Genomic DNA, 24,002 nt, shown 5'->3' with positions numbered 1-24,002 from the left:
CCTGCTCATCACGAGCGCACGCGGCGTGGTCGCGGCTCCCGCGCGAGAGCGCGGGCGAACGGCACCCACACGATGACGGCGACGCCCGCGCCGAGGAGCGCGCCGCCGATGGTGTCGGTGAGCCAGTGCACCCCCAGGTAGGTGCGGCTGAGCGCCATCGCGACGATGTACAGGGCCCCGAGCATCCAGACCCATCGCCGACCGCGATCGAGCGCGAGGATGAGGCCGAGCGCGATCGCGATCGTCGCCGCGTTCGCGACGTGGCCGGACGGGAAAGATCCTTCGTCGCTCACCACGAGCATGAGCTCGGGCCTCGCCCGGCCGAACGCCGCCTTGAGCACCTGCACGAGCCCCGCGCTGAGCACCGACGCGAGCAGAAACACGGCGGCGCCGAGCGGCCTGCGCACCAGCACGAGCGCACCCGCGATGACGAGAGGGACGACGACGACGGCGACGAGGCCGCCGCCGAGCCAGTCCATGAAGAGAGCGGGCACGTCCCACCAGGGGCCGCGCTCCTCGAGCAGCTCGCTCATCCACTCCTCATCGACCTCGATGGGGCTCTCGCGCAGGGCGACGAGCACGCCCAGGAGCCCCGCGATGCCGACCGCGACGCCGCCACTGATGAGCGGCCAGCGGCCGGTTATCGTGCGCCGATTCTCGAGAGACATAGGGGGCAGGTTACCGAGACCCGCTGACCTCAGCTCAGAGACTCGTCAGCGACTCAGTGGTTCGTCAGCGGCTGAGCGCGGGCACCGTGCGCGGCCGCACGATGAACCACAGGCTCGCGATGGCGACGGCCGCGGTGATCGCCATGACGGTGCCCATCGGCACGGCGTCAGCGATGCCGAAGAGCCCGACGATGGGCGAGATGAGCCCCGCGAGCCCGAAGTTCATCGCACCGAGCACCGAGGCCGCCGTGCCCGCCTCCTTGCCGTGGTTGGTGAGCGCGAGCACCTGCACGCACGGGAATCCGAAGCCGCACGCGGTGATGAACAGCCAGAGCGGGATGACCGTGCCGAGCAGTCCCGCCCCCGCGAGCTCGAGCACGACGATCGCGATGGCGCTGCCCAGCAGCACCGCGGTCGATCCGGCGAGAATCCACGCCGGCCCGAAGTACTTCGCGAGGCGCGAGCTCACTTGCACCCCGATGACGACGCCGATGGAGTTGGCGGCGAAGAGAAGGCCGTAGGCCTGTGGGTCGAGCCCGTAGACGTCTTGGAACAGGAACGACGACGCCGAGAGGTAGGCGAACAGACCGGCGAAGGTCATGCCGCCGATGATGGCGACGCCCACGAAGATGCGGTCGGTGAAGAGTGAGCGGTAGCGCTCCCCGAGAGTGGAGTGGCCCTTCTCGACGCGCCGCGCGGGCGGGAGGGTCTCGACGATGAAGAGCGCCGCGAGCACCATGATGATGACACCGTAGGCGGCGAGCACCCCGAACATGCCGCGCCACGGCATGATGAGCAGCATTTGCGACCCGATCACCGGCGCGGCGATGGGCGCGATGCCCGTGACGAGCGCCAGGCGCGAGAGCATCCGCACGAGCGGGTAGCCCCCGAAGAGGTCGCGCACGGTCGCCATCGCGACGACGCCGCCCGCGGCGGCCCCGAAGCCCTGCAGCACGCGGAACGCGAGCAGCCACGAGATGTCGGGCGAGAAGGCGACCCCGATGCTCGCGAGCACGTGCACCGAGGTCGCCAGGACGAGCGGCAGGCGGCGCCCCACCTTGTCGCTCCACGGGCCCACGAGCAACTGACCGAGCGCGAAGCCCAGCGTCGTGGCGGTGAGGGTGAGCTGCACCGCGGCCGTCGACACGTCCAGGTCGCCCTCGATCTGCGGGAACGCCGGCAGGTACAGGTCGATCGTGAAGGGCCCGAGCGCGGTCAACGCTCCGAGGATGAGCACGTAGACGGCCCGCTGGCGACCGCTGAGCGAGTCGCCCGGGTGGACGACCGTCGTCACTGCGGGATGCGCCGCGAGCTGATGAGCTCGCGGTACCAGTGCGCGCTGTCCTTGAGGGTGCGCTCCTGCGTCTCGTAGTTCACATGCACGATGCCGAATCGCTTCGTGTAGCCGTAGCCCCACTCGAAGTTGTCGAGCAGCGACCAGACCTGGTAGCCGCGCAGGTCGACGCCGCGCTGCATCGCGCGGTGGGCGGCCGTGAAGTGGCGGCGCAGGTAGTCGACGCGCTCGACGTCCCGCACGCGGCCGTCGACGACCTCGTCGGGGAAGGCAGCGCCGTTCTCGGTCACCATGAGCGGCAGCCCCGGGAACTGCTCGTGGAGGTCGACGAGGAGGTCCTCGAGGCCGTCGGGCGCGATGTTCCAGCCCATGTCGGTGTACGGGCCCTCCTGCGGCAGGAACTCGACATGCTCACTGCCGGGCCACGGCGACCCGCCCATGTCTTTGTGCCCGTCCGCGTTCACGCGCGGCGAGGAGCCGTCCCACATGCGCACGGTGACGGTCGAATAGTAGTTGACGCCGAGCACATCGATGGGCTGCTGGATGAGCGCGGTGTCACCCGGCTTGACGAAGCCCCAGTCGGTCACGCCCGCGGTGTCCTCGATGAGATCGGCGGGGTACTCGCCGCGCAGCATGGGCCCGGTGAAGGCGCGGTTCGCGAGGGCGTCGATGCGGCGGATGGCCTCGGTCTTCGCCTCCGCCGAGCGGGGCTCCTCCTCGCCGCGGATGACGTGGAGGTTGAGCGTCGCCGAGTACTGCGGGTCGTTGCGCGCGACATCGCGCAGCGCGACGAGGCCCAGGCCATGTGCGAGGTTGAGGTAGTGCACGGCGGTCAGGGCGTCGGCGCCGTTCATGCGGCCGGGGGCGTGCGCACCCGAGCCGTAGCCAAGGTAGGCGCTGCACCACGGCTCGTTGAGGGTGGTCCACATCGAGACGCGGTCGCCGAGTGCCTCGCCCACGTGGTGGGCGTAGTCGGCGAAGCGGTGGGCCGTGTCGCGGTTCGTCCAGCCGCCCCGATCCTCGAGCGCCTGCGGGAGATCCCAGTGGTAGAGGGTCGCGATGGGGCGGATGCCCCGCTCGAGCAACCCGTCGACGAGGCGGCCGTAGAACGCGAGCCCCTTCTCGTTCGGCACGCCCGTGCCCTCAGCCTGGATGCGCGGCCACGCGATCGAGAAGCGGTACGACTCGAGGCCCAGGCCTGCCATGAGGTCGAGGTCGCTCTCGAGGCGGTGATAGTGGTCGCAGGCAGAGTCGCCGGTATCGCCGTGGACGATCTTGCCGGGCGTGTGGCTGAAGGTGTCCCAGATCGACGGCCCGCGGCCGTCCTCGTGCGCCGCGCCCTCGATCTGATAGCTCGCCGTGGCCGAGCCGAAGACGAAGTCGGAGGGGAACTCGAGGCCGGAGTCGCGGTAGTCAGGAGAACCGTCAGTCATGGTGCAAGCCTACCGGCGGGGGCAGCGCGCCTCGGCGGAGCATCCGAGGGGATGACGTCGGCCCCCGACCCCTGACGGGGGCGGGGGCCGACGTGAGGCCGCGCGTGATGCGAGGTGCTCAGCGGGCGGCGGCGGTGCCCGCGCGGCGCTTGTTGTACACGTCGAAGGCAACGGCGAGCAGCAGCACGAGGCCCTTGACGGCCTGCTGCCACTCGATGCCGATGCCCATGATTGACATGCCGTTGTTGAGCACGCCGATGATGAAGCCACCGATGATCGCGCCGCCGACCGTGCCGATGCCGCCCTGCACGGCCGCGCCGCCGATGAACGCCGCCGAGATGGCTTCGAGCTCGAAGCCGTCACCCGCCTTCGGCCCGGCGAGGTTGAGGCGCGCCGTGAAGACGAGGCCGGCGAGTGCCGCGAGCAGGCCCATGTTCACGAACAGCCAGAAGTCGACCGAGCGCGTCTTGATGCCCGAGAGCTCGGCCGCGCGACGGTTGCCGCCGATCGCGTAGATGTGACGGCCGAACGTCGTGCGGTTCGCGACGACGCCGTAGGCGAGCACGAGGAGGGCGAGGATGATGAGGGTGACCGGGATGCCCTTGAACACGCTGAGCGCGTAGGCGAAGGCCCCGATGCCGACCGCGGAGAGCGCGATCTTGCCGATGAACCACGGCATCGGCTCGACATCCTGCCCGTACTTGACGCGACCGCTGCGGGTACGGAACTGCTGCACGATGAGAGCGATGACGGCGATGAGACCGACCGTGAGCGTCAGCGGGTCGACGGTCTGACCACCGATCTGGACGGGGAAGTTTACGAACCCGTTGCCGAGAGCCCGGTACTCCTCGGGGAAAGATCCGATGTTCGAGTTGCCGAGCGTGATGAGCGCGAGGCCGCGGAAGATGAGCATGCCGGCGAGCGTCACGATGAACGCGGGTATGCCGACGAACGCGATCCAGAAGCCCTGCCACGCGCCCACGATCGCACCCACGACGAGCGACAGGATCACGGCGAGCCACCACGGCAGACCGAGGAAGTCGGCGCTTACGAAGACTCCGGATATAGCACCGATGAAGGCGGCGATCGATCCCACCGAGAGGTCGATGTGGCCGGCGACGATCACGAGAACCATGCCGATCGCCAAGATCAGGATGTACCCGTTCTGCACGATGAGGTTCGAGATGTTCTGCGGGCGCAACAGGATGCCGTCCGTCGTGATCGAGAACAGCACGATCACTGCGATGAGCGCGAGGAAGATGCCATTCTTGCCGAGGTCGGCGACGATGTGCTTCGCGTTGCTGCTCAGCTTGCCGATGCCTCTGCCCTGAGGGGCGCTGGGCTTCTGCGTGGTCGTGTCAGTCATTATCGCTGCTTCTCCAGGGTCATGAGCTTGAGGAGGGCTTCGGGGGTGGCGTCGGCCACGGGCATCTCACCCGTGATTCGACCTTCGGACAGTGCGTAGATGCGGTCGCAGATGCCCAGGAGCTCGGGCAGCTCGGAAGAGATGACGACGATCGCCTTCCCTTCGGCGGCGAGTCGGTTGATGATCGTGTAGATCTCATACTTCGCCCCGACGTCGATGCCGCGCGTCGGCTCGTCGAGGATGAGCACATCGGGGTCGGAATAGATCCACTTGGAGAGAACGACCTTCTGCTGGTTGCCGCCCGACAGCTGGCCCGTAGCGTTGAGCACACTCGGGGCCTTGATGTTCATCGAGTCCTTGTACTCGTTGGCGACCTTGTATTCCTCGTTGTCGTTGACGAGCCCGAGGGAGACGAGCTTGTCGAGCGAGGCCATCGAGATGTTGCGCTTGATGTCCTCGATGAGGTTGAGCCCGAAGGTCTTTCGGTCCTCCGTCGCGTAGGCGATTCCGTTCTTGATCGCCTCCGAGACGGTGCGGGTCTTGATCTCCTGACCGCGCTTGAAGACCTTGCCGCTGATGCGGCTGCCGTAGCTGTGACCGAAGAGGCTCATCGCGAACTCCGTGCGACCCGCACCCATGAGACCCGCGATCCCGACGATCTCGCCGGCGCGCGCCGTGATGCTCACCTTGTCGACGATGACGCGGCTCGAGTCCTGCGGGTGGTGGGCGGTCCAGTCCTCGACGCGCAAGATCTCCTCGCCGATGTGGGGCGTGTGATCCGGGTAGCGGTGCTCGAGGTCGCGGCCGACCATGCCCTTGATGATGCGGTCTTCCGACACATCGTCGCGTCGGATCGTCTCGATCGTCTTGCCGTCGCGGATAACGGTCACCGAGTCGGCGATCTTCTTGATCTCGTTGAGCTTGTGGCTGATGATGATCGACGTGATGCCCTGCCCCTTGAGGTGCAGGATGAGGTCGAGCAGGTGGTCGCTGTCCGCATCGTTGAGTGCCGCCGTCGGCTCGTCGAGGATGAGGATCTTGACTCTCTTCGAGAGGGCCTTGGCGATCTCAACGAGCTGCTGCTTGCCGACGCCGATGTTCATGATCTTCTGGGCCGGGTCGTCGTTGAGGCCGACGCGGGCGAGAAGCTTCTTCGCCTCGGCGGTCGTCTTGTTCCAGTCGATGAGACCGAAGCGGTTCTTGATCTCGTTGCCGAGGAAGATGTTCTCGGCGATCGAGAGGTAGCGGCTCAGCGCGAGCTCCTGATGGATGATGACGATGCCCTCGTCCTCGCTGCCGCGGATGTCGGCGAACTTCATGGAGCGGCCTTCGAAGACGATCTCGCCGTCGTAAGTGCCGTGCGGATAGACGCCCGAGAGCACCTTCATGAGGGTCGACTTGCCGGCGCCGTTCTCGCCGCAGATCGCATGGACCTCACCGGGCGCGACCTCGAGGGTCACGTCAGAGAGCGCCTTCACGCCCGGGAATGTCTTGGTGATGGAGCGCATCTCCAGGATGTTCTGGGTCACGGGAAGTGCCCTCTCCTTCGCTTACGTCGTTGTAGGGGGAGGCCGGTGATGGGGAGCCTAGTTCAGCTCCCCACCACCGACCAATGGTGCACACGGCCAGGGTGCGCCGTGCGGTGGTGCGGTGCCGCGGAGGGGTCAGACCTTAGAGGCCGACTTCCTCAGCAGTCCAGTAGCCGGTGTCGACCAGAGCCGACTCGACGTTGTCAGCAACGACCGGCACCGGGCCGAGCAGGAACGACGGCACGATGAACACGCCGTTGTCGTAGGTCTCCGTGTCGTTGATCTCGGGCTCGCCGCCCTCGAGAAGGGCCTGCGCCATGCCGGCAGCCACCTTCGCGAGCTCGCGCGTGTCCTTGAAGATCGTCGCGTACTGCTCACCCGAGAGGATCGCGCGCACGGAGTCGATCTCGGCGTCCTGACCCGAGATGATCGGGAAGTCGACGCCCACGGTGTAGCCGGCGTCGGTGAGGGCCGAGATGATGCCACGGCTCAGACCGTCGTAGGGCGACAGGACCGCGTCGACCTGCGTGCCGTCGGAGTAGTTCGCCGTCAGGAGGTCCTCCATGCGGCTCTGGGCGACTTCGCCGTCCCAGCGCAGCGTGGCGGCCTGCTCGATGTCGGTCTGACCCGACTGCACGACGAGCGTGCCGTCATCGATCAGGGGCTGCAGAACATCCATCGCGCCGTTCCAGAAGAAGAACGCGTTGTTGTCGTCGAGCGAGCCGGCGAACAGCTCGATGTTGAACGGACCCTCGGGGGCGTCGTCGAGGGGGTTGCCCTCGAGGTCGGTGAGACCGAGACCGTTGAGCACCGTCCGCGCCTGCTGCTGACCGACGAGGAAGTTGTCGAAGGTCGCGTAGTAGTTGACGTTCTCCGAGTCGCGGATGAGTCGGTCGTAGGCGATGACGGGGATGTCATTGTCAGCGGCCGACTGCAGAACCGAGGTGAGCGTGGTGCCGTCGATCGACGCGATGATGAGCGCCTCGGCGCCACGCGTGATCATGTTCTCGATCTGCGAGACCTGGGTGGGGATGTCGTCCTCCGCGAACTGGAGGTCGACCTCGTAGCCGGCCGCCTCGAGCTCGGCCTGAACGGCCGCGCCGTCCGCGATCCAGCGCTCCGAGGAGCGCGTGGGCATCGCGACGCCGATGAGGCCGCCTTCGCCGTCGCCGCCGGTTCCGCCGTCGCCGGCGTCAGCCGAGCATGCCGCGAGGCCGACGACCATGGCGCCTGCAGCCACGAAGGAGAGAAGAGCTTTCTTCTTCACTGTGTGTCCTTTCATAAGGGGATGTGGTGGTGCTGTGATCCTGCGCCTCAGCGACGAGGGCCGGATCGTCTCCCGGAACGGATCCCGGGATGTTCGGGGGTGACGGGCACGGGGCTCAGAGTCCCTGCGCGAGTCGGTAGTAAGCGGCGTTCCAGCGCACGTCGCGCTGGAACCCCTCGAGCGTGGTGCTCTCGTCGATGACGAGCAGCTCGACGCCGGCCATCTGCGCGAAGTCCCGGAAGACCTCGACGCCGACCTGGGTGGTCATGACCGTGTGGTGGGCAGCCCCCGCCGTCAGCCAGGAGGCTGCCGAGGTGGCGAAGTCGGGCGCCGGCTTCCAGACGGCATGCCCGACGGGCAGGTGGGGCATCGGCTGCGGGAGCGCGACGTTCTCGACGACGTTCGCGACGAGCCGGAACCGATCGCGCATGTCGCTGAGCGCCACGACGACCGCGGGCCCGGCGTCGGCCGTGAAGACGAGGCGAACCGGGTCCTCCTTGCCTCCGATGCCGAGCGGGTGCACCTCGAGTCGCGCGCGCTCGGTGGTGAGCGAGGGGCTCACCTCGAGCATGTGGGCGCCGAGGATGAGCTCATTGCCGGGAGTGAGGTCGTAGGTGTAGTCCTCCATGAGGCTCGCACCGCCGGGGAGGCCCGCCCCCATCACGGCGGCGGCCCGCACGAGCACGGCCGTCTTCCAGTCGCCCTCAGCGCCGAACCCGTAGCCGTCGGCCATGAGCCGCTGCACGGCGAGGCCGGGCAGCTGGCGCAGGTCGGCGAGGTCCTCGAAGGAGGTGGTGAAGGCGCTGAAGCCTCCGTCTTCGAGGAACCCGCGCAGGCCGACCTCGATCGCCGCGCCGTAGCGCAACGAGTCGTGCCGGTCGCCGCCCGGGCGCAGGTCGGGAGCCACATCGTAGAGGTCGAGGTACTCGGCGACGAGCGCGTCGATGTCGGCGTCGCTCCCGGCGTGCACTGCATCGGCGAGCTCGGTCACGCCCCACGTGTTGACCTGCACGCCGAAGCGCAGCTCAGCCTCGGTCTTGTCGCCCTCCGTCACGGCGACGAAGCGCATGTTGTCGCCGAAGCGAGCGAGCTTGAGCTCGTGCGTGGCGTGCCAGCCTGCCGCCGCGCGCGCCCACACACCGATGCGATCGGTGACGGCCGGGTTCGACACGTGGCCGACGACGGTCGTGCGCGCGACACCGAGACGCGACTGGATGTAGCCGAACTCGCGGTCGCCGTGCGCCGCCTGGTTCAGGTTCATGAAGTCCATGTCGATCGTCGCGTAGGGCAGCGCGGCGTCGGCCTGAGTGTGCAGGTGCAGGAGGGGCTTGCGCAGGGCGTCGAGCCCGGCGATCCACATCTTGGCCGGGCTGAAGGTGTGCATCCAGGCGATGACGCCGATGACGTTGTCGGCCGCGTTCGCCTCGAGCATGACGCTCTTGATGCTCGCGGAGTCCACGAGGGTCGGCTTCCAGACGACGGTCACCGGGATGCTCGTGGCCGACTGCAGACCGGCGACGACCGCCTGGGACTGCTCGGCGACCTGGCGCAGGGTCTCGTCGCCGTACAGGTTCTGGCTGCCGGTGAGGAACCAGACCTCGTACGTGCTGAGGTCGGGAACGATGCTGCGAGTCACGGTTGTCCTTGTCATGGGTCAGAGCACCTCGATGGCGCGGCGGTGAACGTCGAGGCCGGCCTCGTAGTGCGTCAGGTAGGCGGCGAAGCCCGCGACGTCGGCCTGGTCGGCGGCGACGGGCTGGGAGTCGGCTGCGGCGAAGACCTCGTCGTCGAGGAACGCGGCGAGGTCGCCACCGCCGCGCGCGGTGAAGGCGGCGAGCACGGCGACGCCCCAGGCCCCGCCCTCGGAGGCGCTCTCGGCGACGCCGACGGGTGCGTCGAGCGCGGCGGCGAGGAAGCGCTGGGCAACGCCGGCCGTGCGGAACATGCCGCCGTGGGCGTACATGCGGTCGATCTCGACGCCCTCGTCGCGCAGCACGCGCATGCCGAGGCTCAGCGTCGCGAAGACGCCGTAGAGGTGCGCGCGCATGACGTTCGCGAGCGTCACACGGCTGTCGGGGGTGCGCACGATGAGCGGGCGGCCCTCGCTCAGGTGCGCGACCGGCTCGCCCGCGACCTGGTTGTAGGCGAGGATGCCGCCGGCGTCGGTCTCGCCGTCGAGCGCCTCCGCGAACAGGAGGCTGTAGGCCTCGTCGGCGCCGATCGGGGCCCCGGCGATCTCGGCGAAGCGGCGGTAGGTGCCGACCCATGCGGCGAGCTCGCTCGCGCCGTTGTTGCAGTGCACCATCGCGACCGGCGCACCGGCGGGCGTCGCCACGATGTCGAGCTCGGGGTGCACACGGGCGAGGGGTCGGTCGAGGACGACCATCGCGAAGATGCTCGTGCCGGCGCTCACGTTGCCCGTGCGCGGTGCGACCGCGTTCGTCGCGACCATGCCGGTACCGGCATCTCCCTCGGGCGGGCACAGCACGGCGCCCGGCTGCAGGGCACCGGACGGGTCGAGCAGGGCTGCCCCCTGCGCGGTGAGGCGGCCGGCCTCGTGGCCCGCGGGCAGCACGGCGGGGAGCATCCCGATGATCGAACCGGTGAGAGCGGACCCGGCGACGGCAGCGTCGTAGCGCGCCACGAGCTCGGGGTCGTAGCCGGAGCCCTCGGCATCGAGCGGGAACATTCCCGAGGCGTCGCCGACGCCCAGAACCCTCTCACCCGTGAGGCGCTCGTGCACGTAGCCGGCCAGCGTCGTGAGGTGGTGGACGCGCCCGACGTGCGCCTCGCCGTCCAGCACCGCCTGGTGCAGGTGGGCGATCGACCAGCGCTGCGGAATGTTCACGCCGAAGAGGTCGGTGAGCTCGGCGGCCGCGGCGCCCGTGCTCGTGTTGCGCCAGGTGCGGAAGGGCACGAGCAGCTCGCCGGCGTCGTCGAAGGCGAGGTAGCCGTGCATCATCGCCGAGACGCCGAGGGCGGCGAACGCGGTCGGGGCGACCCCGTGACGCGACTGCGCATCGGCGACGAGCGCGGCGTAGGCGCTCTGCAGGCCGGACTCGACGGACTCGAGCGAGTAGGTCCACACGCCGTCGACGAGCTGGTTCTCCCACTCGTGCGATCCGGTCGCGATCACGGCATTCGGGTCGTCGCCGACGAGGCAGGCCTTGATGCGGGTCGAGCCGAGCTCGATGCCGAGCACGGCGCGCCCCTCGGCGATCGCGGAGGCGGCGGTCATCGGCTCGTGCCTCTCGGCTCACCGGTCTGCCCGTAGACGTTCTGGTAGCGATCGAAGAGCCCGTCGATCGCGGCGGACTCGATCGGCAGAGGGTCGCCGAGCTGGCGAGCGATGTGCACCGTGCGAGCGACATCCTCGAGCATGACGGCCGCCTTGACGGCGTCGCGAGCGTCCTTGCCAATCGTGAACGGACCGTGGTTCTGCATGAGCACGCCGCGCGAGCGGTGCCCCTGCAGGGTCTCGACGATGCCGCGACCGATCGAGTCGTCGCCGATGATGGCGAACGGGCCGATCGGAATCTCACCGCCGAACTCGTCGGCCATGGCCGTGATGACGCAGGGGATGGCCTCCCCGCGCGCGGCCCACGCGGTCGCGTAGGTCGAGTGGGTGTGCACCACGCCGCCGACCTCGGGCATGGAGCGGTAGACGTAGGCGTGAGCGGCGGTGTCGCTCGAGGGGCTGCGCTCGCTGCCGGGGGTGTCGGGCACGACCTCGCCGTCGAGGGTGCACAGGATCATGTTCGCGGGGTCGAGGTCGTCGTAGGAGACGCCGCTCGGCTTGATGACGAAGAGATCGGCGCCGGGAACGCGCCCGCTCACGTTGCCCCCGGTCCAGACGACGAGGCCGTACCGCACGAGCTCGGTGTGGAGGGCAGCGACCTCATCGCGCACGCGCGCGATCGCGACCTGCACCTCGGGGCTCAGGGCGTCGGTACTCATGGGACTCCATCGTCGCTGCGGCGACGGGGGCCCGACGCCGGGGTGGAACAGGGTGACAGGGTGCGGGGAGAACCCGCTCGGTGACGATCAGCGTGTGACCGTTCACATGTTGCCCCTGCACTCTAACGGCGAAACGGTCACATTTGTCAAGTCGATCCTCTGCGAAACGGTCACAAGTTCATAACGAGGGGCGCACGCCCCGCACGCCATGCACCCTCCGCACCCCCGCACCCCCGCACGCCATGCACCCTCCGCACCCCCGCACCCCCGCACACCCCCCGCACACCCCGCACGCCCCGCACGCCCCAGATTTGCCGCAAAGTGGGTGCTCGCACCTCGGCAAACGCCCTTTCGCGCCAGATCTGGCCCACATCGTGGGTGGGGGGTGGGGTGCGGGGGTGGGGGGTGCGGGTGCGGGTTACCGGTGCGGCGCCGTGGACTCTCGGATGACGAGCTCGGGCTGCACGGGCTCGTGGCTCAGGCCAGTCTCGCCGCGCAGCTCGCCGAGCAGCAGCTCGATCGCCCGCCGCCCGATCTCGGCGAAGTTCTGGCGCACGGTCGTCAGCGGCGGTGAGAAGTGCGACGCCTCCGGGATGTCGTCGAAACCGACGACCGAGATGTCGCCCGGCACATCGAGCCCCAGTTCGCGGCAGGCATGGATGAGACCGAGCGCCATCTGGTCATTGCCCGCGAAGACCGCGGAGAAGTCGCGAAACCTCAGCAGTTCGAGCCCCGCGTAGTAGCCGAACGACGCCGTCCAGTCGCCCAGAATCGGCGCGCGCGTGCGCAGGTCGGCGTCGGAGAGCTCGCGCAGAAAGCCCTGCATGCGCGCCTCTGCCTCGATCCAGTCCTGCGGCCCGGAGATGTGCATGATCTCGGTGTGCCCGAGGTCGATGAGGTGCTTGGTCGCGCGCCGAGCACCGGTGACCTGGTCGACCCAGAGAGAGTGCGAGGTGCCGAGGCCGGTCGCCTCGAGGGTGACGTACGGCACGCCGACTTGCAGATCGTTGATCGCCTCGAACACGCGCACCTGCGGGGCGATGACGATGAGCGCCTCCACCGACTGGCTCATCAGGTAGTCGAGCCCCGACTTGATCGACGTGTAGTCGCTTGACGAGATGTTGGTGATCGACAGCCGGTAGCCGGCTTCGCGCGCCGACGTCTCGATGGCGTGGAGGCTCGTCGCCGGCCCGTAGTGCACTGTCTGCGCGCCGAGCACGCCGATCGTGCGCGAGCGGCTCGTGACGAGCGCGCGGGCAGCCTGATTGGGCCGGTACCCGAGCTCGGCGATCGCGTCGCGCACCCGCTGCAGGGTCTCGGGCCGAATGCTGGGGCTGTCGTTGAGCACGCGCGAGACGGTCTGGTACGAGACGCCGGCGACCCGCGCCACGTCGCGGATGTTCGGAGCGCGCACGCGCTCCGGCTCCGCAGGCCGGTCGGTATCGGTGGTCATCAGCGTCCGTTCGGGCGGGGAATGTGTACGGTCACACGGGTTCCGCCCCCATTATGCCGCTCGGCGCGTGCCGACCCGACAGGGACGAGGTGCCGGATGCTCGGCTAGACCCGCGCGAGGGCCTGCAGCACGTCGGCCACGAGGTCGTCGGCCTCCTCGATGCCCACCGAGAGGCGCACGATCGAGTCGGGCACCTCGAGCTCGGTGCCGCGCACCGAGGCGTGCGTCATCTCGCTCGGGTAGTTCATGAGCGACTCGACGCCGCCGAGCGACTCCGCCAGCTGGAACAGGCGCGTGCCCTCGGCGAAGGCGCGCGCGGCCGCTCCTCCACCGACGAGCTCGAGCGAGAGCATCCCGCCGAAGAGGCGCATCTGTCGCGCGGCGAGGGCGTGGTCGGGGTGCGTGGGCAGGCCCGGGTAGTGCACGCGCGCGACCGCCGCGTGACCCTCGATCGCCTCGGCGATGGCCTGCGCGTTCGCGCTGTGCCGCTCCATGCGCACGGCGAGGGTCTTGATGCCGCGCGAGGTCAGCCACGCGTCCATGGGGCCGGAGACGGCGCCGGCCGCGAACTGCTGAAACTGCACCGTCGACGCGAGCTCGTCGTCGGAGGTCACGATCGCGCCGCCGAGCACGTCGGAGTGACCGCCGAGGTACTTCGTCGTCGAGTGCACGACGACGTCGGCGCCGAGCGCGAGCGGCTGCTGCAGGTACGGCGTCGCGAACGTGTTGTCGACGACGACGAGGGCTCCCGCGGCGTGCCCGAGCTCGGCGAGCTGCGCGATATCGGTGACCGTCATCATGGGGTTGCTCGGGGTCTCGAGCCACAGCACCCGTGGGCTCAGCTCGGCGAGCGCCGTGCGCACGGCATGCGGATCCGACAGCGCCATCGTCGTGAGGCCGATGCCCCAGTCGCCGAAGATGCGCCGCACGAGGCGGTGCGTGCCGCCGTACACGTCGTTGCCCATGAGCACGTGATCACCGGGGCGCAGCACGGCGCGCAGCAGAGCGTCCTCCGCCGCGAGGCCCGAGGCGAAGCTGACGGCGTGGGTCGCGCCTTCGAGCGCGGCGAGCTGCTCCTGCAGGGCATCCCGCGTGGGGTTGCCGCCGCGCGCGTACTCGTAGCCGCCGCGCAGTCGGCCGATGCCCTCCTGCACGAAGGTCGAGGTGAAGTAGACGGGCGGGATGATCGCGCCCGTCGTCGGGTCGAAGTCTTGCCCCGCGTGGATGGCGCGCGTGGCGAAGCCGTGGTCGGTGTGGTCGGTCATGGTTCTCCAGACGGTGTGGCGCAGTGAGGATGAACGGGATGCTCGCGGCTCAGCCTGCGAGGGCGGCGAGCAGATCGTGGCGCGACAGCAGGCCCACGGGATTGCCGCCCTCGAGCACGAGGAGGGTGTCGGGCACGCGCCCGCCGGCGCCCCGCGCGGCGAAGCGCTCGGCGGCGGCGTCGAGGGATTCGTGCGCGCCGACGAACGGCAGACCGGGGGACATCGCCGCCGCCACCGGATCGGTCGCCGTCACCTCGCCCGCGGCGAGCGACCGCAGCAGACCGGAGGCGGAGACCGAGCCGAGAACCTCGCCGAGCACGAGCGGCGGCTCCGCCGCGACGACGGGCAGCGCGCCCGCCGACGACTCGAGCGCGGCGATCGCCTCACCGACGGTGTGCTCGCGGCGCACGTGCGCGAGCGGGCGACGCTGCTCGCCGAGCAGATCGGCGACGGTCGGGGAGCCCGTGGCCGCCGCGAAGCCGTGGCGGCGCATCCAGCCCTCGTTGAAAATCTTGCCAAGGTAGCCGCGGCCTCCGTCGGGCAGGAGGACGACGACGACGTCGTCGGGGCCGAGCTCGCGCGCGACCTCGAGGGCGGCGACGACGGCCATGCCGCACGAGCCGCCGACGAGCAGGCCTTCCTCGCGCGCGAGGCGCAGCGTCATGTCGAACGACTGTTGGTCGCTCACGGCCACGACGCGGTCGACGACGCTCGGGTCGTAGGCGCCCGGCCAGAAGTCCTCGCCGACGCCCTCGACGAGGTACGGGCGGCCGTCACCGCCCGAGTAGACGCTGCCGACCGGGTCGGCGCCCACGATCTGCACACGGCCCCGCGGCGTCTCGTCGCTGATCTCGCGCAAATACCGGCCCGCACCCGTGATCGTGCCGCCCGTGCCGACGCCCGCGACGAAGTGGGTCACGCGGCCCTCGGTGTCGCGCCAGACCTCGGGGCCCGTCGTCTCGTAGTGCGAGAGCGGCCCGTTGGGGTTCGCATACTGGTTGGGCTTGAAGGCGCCCGGAATCTCGGCGGCGAGCCGATCACTCACCGAGTAGTACGACTCGGGGTCGTCGGGTGCGACGGCCGTCGGCGTCACGACGATCTCGGCACCGTAGGCCGTGAGCACGTTGCGCTTGTCTTCGCCGACCTTGTCGGGCAGCACGAAGACGCACCGGTAGCCGCGCTGCTGGGCGACGAGCGCGAGGCCGACGCCCGTGTTGCCGCTCGTCGGCTCCACGATCGTGCCACCCGGCTTCAGGTGACCCTCGCGCTCAGCCGCGTCGATGATGCGCGTCGCGATGCGGTCCTTCGACGAGCCCCCCGGGTTGAGGTACTCGACCTTGGCGAGCACGGTCGCGCTGATGCCCTCCGTCACGCGGTTCAGCTTGACGAGGGGCGTATCGCCGATGAGATCGGTCACGGTCTGCGCGTACTTCATGGTGCGTTCACGCTATCAGCGCCGGTGGGCCCTCTCAGTGGACGCATACGATTCGTCTGCGAGAATGAAGACTCTGTGCGCGTCTCGCCACAGTCCCTCACGAAGCCTCCGGGAGCGAAACCGTGTCCGACGACGAGAACCTCACGATCAAGCAGCAGCGCGAGAAGCGCCGTGCCGAGAAGGTGGCGGCCCTCAAGAAGAAGCAGCGGGCGGAGAAGGTGCGCAACCGCGTCACCGTCCTCGGCTCGATCGCCGCCGGCGCGGGCGTGCTCAGTCTCATCATCGCCGTCGTCATCACCTCGGCGACGCCTCCCGTCGATCCCTCGACGATCGAGGTCGAGGGCGTGCAGGAGATCGAGGCTCTCGAGGCGGTCCATGTGGAGTCTGCGGTCGAGTACGAGCAGACTCCCCCTGCGGGCGGTCCCCACAACCCGACCTGGCTCAACTGCGGCATTTACGAGGAACCTCAGCAAAACGAGAACGCCGTTCACTCGCTTGAGCACAGCGCCGTGTGGGTAACCTACGACCCGGAGCGGGTCTCGGGCGGCGACCTCGACGCGCTGCGCGGCGCGATGCCCAGCACGTACATCATCCTCTCGCCGTTCCCCGGCCTCGAGGCGCCCGTCGTCGCGAGCGCTTGGGGGGTGCAGGTCGCGCTCGACGGCGTCGACGACCCGAGGCTTGCTGACTTCATCATCAAGTATCGACTCGCTGAGTCGGCCCCTGAGCCTGGGGCGCTCTGCAGCCAAGCGCTGGACGGGCCCGGGAAGGTGTCGTAATGGTCGGTAGAGCAACCGACGCAGCAGAGGCGTCTCCGCCACTTAGCCGAACGCGTCTGCTGGTCATCGGCACGCTGCTCGTGCTTGTCGCAATCGTTGTCGGCGTGCTGGTCGGGCGGGCCACGGCGCCAGCCGCGACCCAAACGCCTGAAGAGTCGAGCGCCGAGGCGGGTTTCGCGCGCGACATGCAGGTGCACCACGGCCAGGCTATTGAGATGTCCCTCATCATTCGCGAGCGCACTGACGACCCCGAGATCCGTCTGCTCGCGCTCGACATCGCGACCGGTCAGACTCAACAGCAGGGTCAGATGTTTGCGTGGTTGACGATGTGGGGTCTCCCACAAACGTCGAGCCGTCCTGCGATGGAGTGGATGTCGATGCCCGCACTCAACAGCGACGAGCAGGGTGGCGACCACACCGGGATGGACATGACAGATGGCTCAAGTTCAGACGCCCTCGGCGGTGCAATGCCCGGCATGGCCACTCCGGATGATCTGCAGCTGCTGTCGAGCCTCAGCGGCGTCGAGGCCGAAAGGTTGTACCTCCGCCTCATGATGGCTCATCACCAGGGCGGCGTCGAAATGGCCGAATCTGTGCTCGCGCGTAGCAACGATCCACAGGTGAGAACGCTCGCCCAGGGCATGGTCCAACAGCAGTCGAAAGAGCTCGACTACATGTCAGAGCTGCTCGCCGCGCGCAGCTGACCCGTGCGGTCGTAGTCGGCCGACTGCTGCTCGACGAGCCGCGCGTACACCCCGCCGAGCGCGACGAGCTCGGCGTGCGCGCCGCTCTCGACGATGCGGCCACCGTCGACGACGTGGATGACGTCGGCCGCGCTGATGGTCGAGAGCCGGTGCGCGATCGCGATCGTCGTGCGCCCGCGCGTCGCCGAGTCGAGCGCCCGCTGCACGACGCGCTCCGAGACCGAGTCGAGCGCGCTCGTCGCCTCGTCGAGGATGAGCACCGGGGGGTCTTTGAGCAGCACGCGCGCGATCGCGACGCGCTGCTTCTCGCCCCCCGAGAGGCGGTACCCGCGCTCACCGACGACCGTCGCGTACCCGTCGGGGAACGTGTCGATGGTCTCGTGGATGTTCGCGGCACGGCAGGCTGCCTCGAGCTCCTCGTCGCTCGCGTCGGGCTTCGCATACCGGAGGTTCTCGGCGATCGACGCGTGAAAGAGGTAAGTCTCCTGACTCACAATTCCGACCGACCCGATGAGCGACTCCTGGCGCAGCTCGCGCACGTCCACGCCCGCGAACTCGACGACGCCGCTCGACGCCTCGTGCAGGCGGGGCACGAGGTAGGAGATCGTCGTCTTGCCCGCACCGGACGGCCCGACGAAGGCCACGAACTGCCCCGGCTCGATCGAGAACGAGACCCCGTCGAGCGTCGGCGACGTGTCGTCGCCGGCATCCGGATAGCGGAAGACGACGTCGCGGAAGGCGACCGAGCCCACACGCGAGGGCTCGACATCGCGCGCGTCGGGCGCCTCCGTGATGGTCGGCCTCAGGTCGAGGTACTCGAAGATGCGCGCGAACAGCGCGGCCGAGGTCTGCAGGTCGAGAGTGACGCGCATGAGGCCGAGCAGGGGGAAGGTCAGGCGTGCCTGCACCGTCGTGAACGCGACGATCGTGCCCGCCGTGACGGCGACATCCGCCTCGATGAGAAAGGCCGCGACGAGGTAGATCACGGCAGGGATGACGGAGAGGAAGACGTTGACGATGGCGAAGAACCACTGGCCGCTCATCTGCAGCTGCACCTGCAGGCGGCGCTGCACCTCGTTCTCGCTGCGGTACCGCTCGACCTCGCCCTCGTGGCCGAAGAAGCTCTTCGCCAGCAGAATGCCCGAGACGCTCAGCGACTCCTGCGTGATCGCCGACATGTCGCTCAGCGACTCCTGGGTCTTGCCGGCGATGCGCGCGCGCACCTGGCCGACGCGCCGCTGCGCGATCACGAGGAGGGGCAGCAGGATCACCGCGACGACCGTGAGCTGCCAGCTGAGGATGAGCATGGCGATGAAGGCCGCGATGACGGTGACCGTGTTGCCGATGACGCTCGAGACGGTGTTGTTGAGCACGCCCGCGACGCCCCCGACGTCGTTCTGCAGGCGCGACTGGATGGCGCCGGTCTTGGTGCGGGTGAAGAAGCCGAGCTCCATGCTCTGCAGGTGCGCGAAGAGCCGCACGCGCAACTGCGCCATGACGGCGTTGCCCACGGTGGCGGTGAGGAAGGTCTGGGCGATGCCGAGACCCGCGCTGAGCATCCAGAGCAGCAGCATGAGGCTCACGAGCTGAATCAGCACGGGGATGTTCGGGCCGCCCTCGGGCGGGAAGAGCCCTCGGTCGAAGGCCTGCTGCGTGAGGAGCGGCGGCAGCACGCTGAGACCGGCCGACACGAGGACGAGAGCGATCGTGAGCGCGAGGCGGGCGCGATGAGGCCGGAACAGCTGCGCGATGCGCGGGAGCAGATTCGGGATGCGCGGGGCAGCAGCGTTCTCGGCCCGCTGAGCCTCGGCGTCCCCGCCCGAGACACGTGATCCCCGGTGGCCGCCTCCCATGCTCATGCATCGAGCCTAGGCGCAGCCACCGGGGATTCCCGTGTGGAGAGTGCCGCTACCCCTTCGTCGAGCCCGCCAGCAGGCCGCGCACGAAGTAGCGCTGCAGGCTGAAGAACACGATGAGCGGAATGATGAGCGAGATGAACGCCGCGGCGGGCAGTCGCTCGGTGTTGCGCCCGAAGTTGCCGACGAGCTCCGCCAATCGTTGCGTCAGTGGCGCGACGTCGGCCGTGCCGCCCGAGAACACGAGCGCGACGAGCAGATCGTTCCAGACCCACAGGAACTGGAAGATGCCGATCGACGCGAGCGCCGGGAGCGACAGCGGAATGATGATGCGGAAGAAGATCTGCGTGTGGTTCGCACCGTCGACGCGCGCCGCCTCGACCACTTCGCCCGGGATCTCCGAGATGAAGTTGTGCAGCAGGAAGATGCACAGCGGGAGCCCGAAGATCGTGTGCGCGATCCACACCGCGGGGAAGGTTCCGCTGATGCCGAGCACACCGCTGAAGATCTGCAGCAGCGGCACGAGGGCCATCTGCAACGGAACGATCTGCAGCGCGAACACGAGTACGAACAGCGCACCGGAGCCCTTGAACTTGATCCACGCGAAGGCGTATGCCGCCATCGTCGCCAGGGCGATGGGGAAGAGCGCCGCGGGAATCGCGATGACGAGCGAGTTCACGAAGTACTGCCCGAGGTTCGCCGAGGAGGCACCGGAGACGGTGAGCACTTCGGCGTAGTTCTCGAGCGTGAAGCTCGGGCTCACGAAGATGTTCCACCAGCCGGTCGTGCGAATCTCGTCCGGCGTGCGGATCGAGGAGACGAGGAGGCCGAAGGTCGGGATCGTCCAGATGACCGCGATGACGATGGCCGCGAAGGTCGCCCACCGGGACGTGAGGCGCTGCTTGACCCGCTTGGCCTTTCCTCCACCCGTCGCCTTGTTCCTCTGCCCGAGCGGCTGGTCGAGCTTGGTCTCGGCCTTCTGCACCTTGTCCGTGCTCGTGCCCGTGTTGGTTCCGCTACTCGTGCTCATCGGATCTCCTTCTGCTTGCGCATGATGCGCACGTTGTAGACGACGATGGGCAGAACCATCACGAAGAGCACGAGGGCGAGAGCCGAGCCCTGCCCGAACTCACCGCGGTTGAACGCCTGCGTGTACATCTCGTTCGCGACGACCGAGGTGTCGAAGTTGCCGCCGGTCATGGCTCGCACGATGTCGAAGACCTTCAGAGTGGCGATGGAGATGGTGGTGACAACGACCACCAGCGTGCTGCGAATGCCGGGCACGGTGACGTTCCAGAACGTCTGCCACGGGTTGGCCCCGTCGAGCCGGGACGCTTCGACGATCTCGACGGGAACTCCCTTGATCGCCGCCGAGAGCAGCACCATGGCGAAACCGGTCTGGATCCAGACCATGACGATGATGAGGAAGAAGGTGTTCCAGGGCGAGTTCTGCAGGAACTGCTGCGGCTCGCCGCCGACCCAGACGATGATCTGGTTGAGCACACCGATCTGCTCGCTGAAGCCTTCCGCCCGGTACTCGTACATGAAGCGCCAGATGATGCCGGCGCCGACGAAGGAGATCGCCATGGGCATGAAGACGAGCGACTTCAGAACCTTCTCACCCTTCGACTTGTCGATGAAGACCGCGTACGCGAGACCGAAGATCGTCGAGAGCGTCGGTACGAGCGCCACCCAGACGAGCGTGTTGAGCAGAGTGATCTGAATCTGAGGCTGGGTGAACATCCACACGAAGTTGTCGAAGCCGACGAACTCCTGCGAGTTGCGGTTGAAGAACGACAGCACTGTCGTGTTGACCGCGGGGTAGATGAGGCCCACGGTGAGCAGGATGCCCGCCGGGAGAAGGAAGATGAGGAGCTGCAGAACGTCGCGACCCCGCTTGGGGGCCCGATCTGCCAAGAAGAGAAGGATGCCGACCACAGCGGCGAACGCGGCGAGGCCGAGGAACATGAGTCCGAACTTCTCAGCGAAGTCGGACAGGAAATCCGCCATGCGATGAAACCTCCATTGGTTTATCTGACTCGAGACACGCTACCCGACAGTCGGGCCCGCCGAACAGGAGTGTTGGGGGGGCCCGCTGTCATTCCGGCAGTTCAGTCGCTAGAGAGAACTGCTCAGGGGAAGGTGCTGTCGATGAACTCCGTGAGCTCATCAGTCGTGACCGTTCCGCTCACCCAGTCCACCATGCCGGTCCAGAAGGAGCTGGTACCGACCTCGGCGGGCATGAGGTCAGAGGCGTCGAAGCGGAACACCGTGTCGGGGTTCTGCAGGATCTCGATCGACTGCACGCCGAGCTGCGAGCTGGCGAGCGACGGGTCGAGGCCCTGGTTCGCCGAGATGACGCCACCGAGCGCGACGCGGTTGTTGGCCCACGTGTCGCTCGCGAGGTAGGTCTGCACAGCGCTTGTCGCCTCGCGGTCGTTGAACGCGGCGACGAACTCGCCACCACCGGTGACGGCGGGGCCGTCATCGGCGCTCGCGGGCGGGGTGATGAACGCCCAGATGTCGCCATCCGGAGCCACCGTCACGCCCTCGCCCCACTGAGCCTCGTAGAAGGAGGCCTGGTGGTGCATGGAGCAGTTGCCGTCGAGGATCGGGAGGCCACCGTCGTTGAAGGTGGTCGACACGATGGACTCGACGCCGCCGTAGCCGCCGTTGACGTACTCGGGGTCGAGGAGGATCTCGCCGACCCGCTCGATGGCGTCCGTGATCTCGGGGGAGCTGAACTCGAGCTCACCCGCGACCCATGCGTCGTACGCCTCCGGGCCAGCGAAGCGCAGCACGGAGTCCTCGACCCAGTCGGTGCCGGGCCAGCCGGTCGCGTCACCCGAGCCGAAGCCGACGCACCAGGGGCGGTAGGCGCCCTCGTTGCGCTCGGTCATCTGGTCGGTGAGAGCGATCATCTCGTCCCACGTGGTGGGAATCTCGTAGCCGTTCTCCTCGAAGTCGGCCGGCGAGTACCAGATGTAGCCCTTGACGCTGGCGAGCAGCGGTGCGGCGTAGAAGGTGCCATCGACGGTGCCGTAGCCCTTCCACGACTCGCTCCAGAACTCGTCGACGTTGTCCTCGACGCTCGAGGCGGCGGGCTCGACGTAGCCGTCGGCGATCAGGCGCTGCAGAAGACCGGGCTGCGGGATGATCATGAGGTCGGGAGCGTCACCGGCGGCGGCGCGCACGTTGATCTGCGTCTCCGCCTCCTGCGTGCCCACGTAGTCGATCGTGATGCCCGTGCAGTCCTCGAAGTCGGACCAGCTGGTCACGAGGTCATCGGCTTCGACTTCGACGATCGTCGCGTAGACCTCGACGCTCTCGCCCTCGAAGGTGCCATAGGCCTCGTATGCGGAGCAGTCGAGATCGCCGCCCGCTCCGGGCTCGTCGGTGTCGGCGGCGCAGCCTGCGAGAACGAGGCTGAGGGCGCCGACTGCTGCGGCTGGCGCAAGAACCCTGCGCCGGAGAGTGGAACTCATGTGTTTCCTCCTCATTGAGGTCGGTCGGCGCATCGAGACCCGAGGCGCCGGGTGTGGTGTTGGTGGTGCAAGAGCGAAACTCGATACCCGTATCGGGGCGCGGAAGGCACTCCATCGGGAACCGGTTCCAGACGCTACGGTACGTCACGTTCGCGCGCACTGCAAGCGCGGGATTCCTGCTCGTTACCGATCTGTTGCGCGACTGTATGCCTGCTCCCAGGTGAGAGAACCGGCCGCAACCGGACTCGGACGCGTCGATTCCTGGCACCGGTTCCATAAAATCCGGGATTCGGGCTACACTGACCCCTCAGCGGGCGATCCGAGCAGGCCGCCCCTTCTTCGCGGTCATCACCGCACCGGTCCAACGGAGGACGACGAGGCATGAGCATCCTGGCTGATGTTGCCCGCATCGCGGGCGTCTCCAAGTCCACCGCGTCCCGCGCGCTCAGCGGTCGCGGCTACGTCTCGACCGATACGCGCCGGAAGGTCGAGGCGGCCGCGTCCGAGTTGGGCTACGTCGTCTCGAGCACGGCGGCGAGCCTCGTCACCGGCCGCACCCGCAACGTCGGGGTCGTCATCCCGTACATCAACCGGTGGTACTTCGCGGAGGTGCTCGAGGGCATCGAGTCCGCGCTCATCCGGGCAGGCTACGACCTCACCCTCTACCGCCTCAGCACCGATCGCGACCTCCGGCGCCGAGTGTTTGACTACTTCCTCGTGCGCAAGCGCGTCGACGCCGTGATCGCCGTCACGATCGCCCTGAGCCCGCACGAGGTGGAGATGCTGCAGGCGCTCGGCAAGCCGCTCGTGGCCATCGGGGGACGCGTGGCGGGCATCCCGTCTCTGTCCATCGACGATGTGGAGACCTCGCGCCTCGCCACGGAGCACCTCATCAGCCTCGGCCACGAGCGCATCATCCACGTCGGCGGCGACCAGGACGAGCAGATGGACTTCCGCGTGCACAGCCAGCGCTATACGGGCTTCCAGCGCGCCATGGCGGAGGCGGGCCTCGGCGAGGGAGACGACTTCCGCGAAGCCGAGTTCTCCATCTCCGGCGGCTACGCCGCGGGGCTCGCGGTGCTCGGCGACCCGCGCACGCGGCCGACCGCCATCTTCGCCGGGTGCGACGAGATCGCAGTCGGCATCATGATGGCTGCGCGCCAGCTCGGCATCGGAGTGCCGCACGACCTCTCGATCATCGGCATCGACGACCATCCCCTCGCGGAGACGCTCGGCATCACGACACTCGCTCAGCGCCCCGGCGCGCAGGGCGGTCGGGCCGTCGAGCTGCTGCTCGAGCAGATCGACCAGCATGACGCCCCCGCTCCCGACGAGCACCTGCTGCTGCCCACGGGCCTCACGGTGCGATCGAGCACGGGCCCCGCCCGCCCGGCCTAGCTGTATTTCCCCGTGAGGTTGTGAACGCGGGAGGCTGGGGTTGATCCGCCGATGCCGGTGTGGGGTCGGTGGTGATTGTAGTGATGCAGCCACCTCGGGTAGTCAGCTGCGCG

At 68.4% G+C, this 24,002-nt stretch carries 20 protein-coding genes; 3 read left to right on the top strand and 17 right to left on the bottom strand.

The window, feature by feature from the left end; all coding sequences use genetic code 11:
• Positions 1–8 precede the first annotated feature (8 nt).
• From FK219_RS11205 to FK219_RS11150, 12 genes are all read right to left on the bottom strand, one after another.
• Complete coding sequence (locus tag FK219_RS11205; protein WP_152584014.1) at positions 9–668, bottom strand: phosphatase PAP2 family protein; 660 nt, start codon at positions 666–668, stop codon at positions 9–11.
• Between the two features lie 64 nt (positions 669–732).
• Positions 733–1,962, bottom strand: coding sequence for a multidrug effflux MFS transporter (locus tag FK219_RS11200; protein ID WP_152584013.1), 1,230 nt, complete (start codon positions 1,960–1,962; stop codon positions 733–735).
• A complete protein-coding gene (locus tag FK219_RS11195; RefSeq protein WP_152584012.1) occupies positions 1,959–3,395 on the bottom strand; it encodes a GH1 family beta-glucosidase in 1,437 nt (478 codons plus the stop codon). The genes FK219_RS11200 and FK219_RS11195 overlap by 4 nt, the downstream gene beginning before the upstream one ends.
• Positions 3,396–3,513: 118 nt before the next feature.
• Positions 3,514–4,713: a multiple monosaccharide ABC transporter permease gene (gene mmsB / locus FK219_RS11190; protein ID WP_407941917.1), complete on the bottom strand. Its 1,200-nt coding sequence runs from the start codon at positions 4,711–4,713 to the stop codon at positions 3,514–3,516.
• A gap of 47 nt (positions 4,714–4,760) precedes the next feature.
• Positions 4,761–6,290 carry a multiple monosaccharide ABC transporter ATP-binding protein gene (gene mmsA, locus FK219_RS11185; protein ID WP_152584010.1) on the bottom strand — a complete coding sequence of 510 codons (1,530 nt, stop codon included), beginning with the start codon at positions 6,288–6,290 and terminating at the stop codon, positions 4,761–4,763.
• A gap of 142 nt (positions 6,291–6,432) precedes the next feature.
• Positions 6,433–7,572, bottom strand: a complete 1,140-nt coding sequence (gene chvE / locus FK219_RS11180) for a multiple monosaccharide ABC transporter substrate-binding protein (RefSeq protein WP_168212672.1) — start codon at positions 7,570–7,572, stop codon at positions 6,433–6,435.
• Between the two features lie 100 nt (positions 7,573–7,672).
• Positions 7,673–9,193 carry an L-arabinose isomerase gene (gene araA, locus FK219_RS11175; RefSeq protein ID WP_407941916.1) on the bottom strand — a complete coding sequence of 507 codons (1,521 nt, stop codon included), beginning with the start codon at positions 9,191–9,193 and terminating at the stop codon, positions 7,673–7,675.
• Positions 9,194–9,211: 18 nt separating this feature from the next.
• Positions 9,212–10,795, bottom strand: a complete 1,584-nt coding sequence (locus tag FK219_RS11170) for a xylulokinase (protein WP_152584007.1) — start codon at positions 10,793–10,795, stop codon at positions 9,212–9,214.
• Entirely contained in the window at positions 10,792–11,514 is a 723-nt protein-coding gene (locus FK219_RS11165; RefSeq protein WP_152584006.1) for an L-ribulose-5-phosphate 4-epimerase, read from the bottom strand. Before FK219_RS11165 ends, FK219_RS11170 begins: the two co-directional genes overlap by 4 nt.
• A gap of 418 nt (positions 11,515–11,932) precedes the next feature.
• Entirely contained in the window at positions 11,933–12,967 is a 1,035-nt protein-coding gene (locus FK219_RS11160) for a LacI family DNA-binding transcriptional regulator (RefSeq protein ID WP_152584005.1), read from the bottom strand.
• 104 nt (positions 12,968–13,071) lie between these two features.
• Positions 13,072–14,232: a cystathionine gamma-synthase gene (locus FK219_RS11155; protein WP_152584004.1), complete on the bottom strand. Its 1,161-nt coding sequence runs from the start codon at positions 14,230–14,232 to the stop codon at positions 13,072–13,074.
• A 49-nt stretch (positions 14,233–14,281) separates the two neighbouring features.
• Positions 14,282–15,667: a cystathionine beta-synthase gene (locus tag FK219_RS11150; protein ID WP_152584003.1), complete on the bottom strand. Its 1,386-nt coding sequence runs from the start codon at positions 15,665–15,667 to the stop codon at positions 14,282–14,284.
• Positions 15,668–15,789: 122 nt separating this feature from the next.
• Between FK219_RS11150 and FK219_RS14180 the strand changes: the two genes are divergently transcribed.
• Both FK219_RS14180 and FK219_RS11140 read left to right on the top strand, forming a co-directional pair.
• Positions 15,790–16,446: a DUF3105 domain-containing protein gene (locus FK219_RS14180; protein WP_152584002.1), complete on the top strand. Its 657-nt coding sequence runs from the start codon at positions 15,790–15,792 to the stop codon at positions 16,444–16,446.
• Complete coding sequence (locus FK219_RS11140; RefSeq protein WP_152584001.1) at positions 16,446–17,150, top strand: DUF305 domain-containing protein; 705 nt, start codon at positions 16,446–16,448, stop codon at positions 17,148–17,150. The genes FK219_RS14180 and FK219_RS11140 overlap by 1 nt, the downstream gene beginning before the upstream one ends.
• On the opposite strand, the gene FK219_RS11135 is transcribed toward FK219_RS11140, so the two are convergent.
• The 4 genes from FK219_RS11135 to FK219_RS11120 all read right to left on the bottom strand — a co-directional run bounded on the left by FK219_RS11135 (position 17,117) and on the right by FK219_RS11120 (position 22,491).
• Positions 17,117–19,003: an ABC transporter ATP-binding protein gene (locus FK219_RS11135; protein WP_210416818.1), complete on the bottom strand. Its 1,887-nt coding sequence runs from the start codon at positions 19,001–19,003 to the stop codon at positions 17,117–17,119. The two genes, FK219_RS11140 and FK219_RS11135, sit on opposite strands and share 34 nt — an antisense overlap.
• A 55-nt stretch (positions 19,004–19,058) precedes the next feature.
• A complete protein-coding gene (locus tag FK219_RS11130) occupies positions 19,059–20,036 on the bottom strand; it encodes a carbohydrate ABC transporter permease (protein WP_152583999.1) in 978 nt (325 codons plus the stop codon).
• The gene (locus tag FK219_RS11125; protein ID WP_152583998.1) at positions 20,033–21,016 is read right to left on the bottom strand and encodes a carbohydrate ABC transporter permease; all 984 of its coding nucleotides are present in this window, start codon (positions 21,014–21,016) and stop codon (positions 20,033–20,035) included. Before FK219_RS11125 ends, FK219_RS11130 begins: the two co-directional genes overlap by 4 nt.
• Positions 21,017–21,138: 122 nt before the next feature.
• A complete protein-coding gene (locus tag FK219_RS11120; protein ID WP_152583997.1) occupies positions 21,139–22,491 on the bottom strand; it encodes an ABC transporter substrate-binding protein in 1,353 nt (450 codons plus the stop codon).
• 381 nt (positions 22,492–22,872) lie between these two features.
• Between FK219_RS11120 and FK219_RS11115 the strand changes: the two genes are divergently transcribed.
• Positions 22,873–23,889, top strand: a complete 1,017-nt coding sequence (locus FK219_RS11115; protein WP_152583996.1) for a LacI family DNA-binding transcriptional regulator — start codon at positions 22,873–22,875, stop codon at positions 23,887–23,889.
• Here FK219_RS11115 and FK219_RS11110 read toward each other — a convergent pair.
• A partial coding sequence (locus tag FK219_RS11110) for an integrase core domain-containing protein (RefSeq protein ID WP_152582548.1) occupies positions 23,886–24,002 on the bottom strand: 117 nt, incomplete at its 5' end. The genes FK219_RS11115 and FK219_RS11110 overlap by 4 nt on opposite strands.

The sequence above is a fragment of the Microcella pacifica genome, assembly GCF_009371975.2.
In the GTDB taxonomy this organism is placed as follows: domain Bacteria; phylum Actinomycetota; class Actinomycetes; order Actinomycetales; family Microbacteriaceae; genus Microcella; species Microcella pacifica.
Note: the sequence above shows the minus strand (reverse complement) of the source record. Positions and strands in the feature narration are given on the sequence as shown.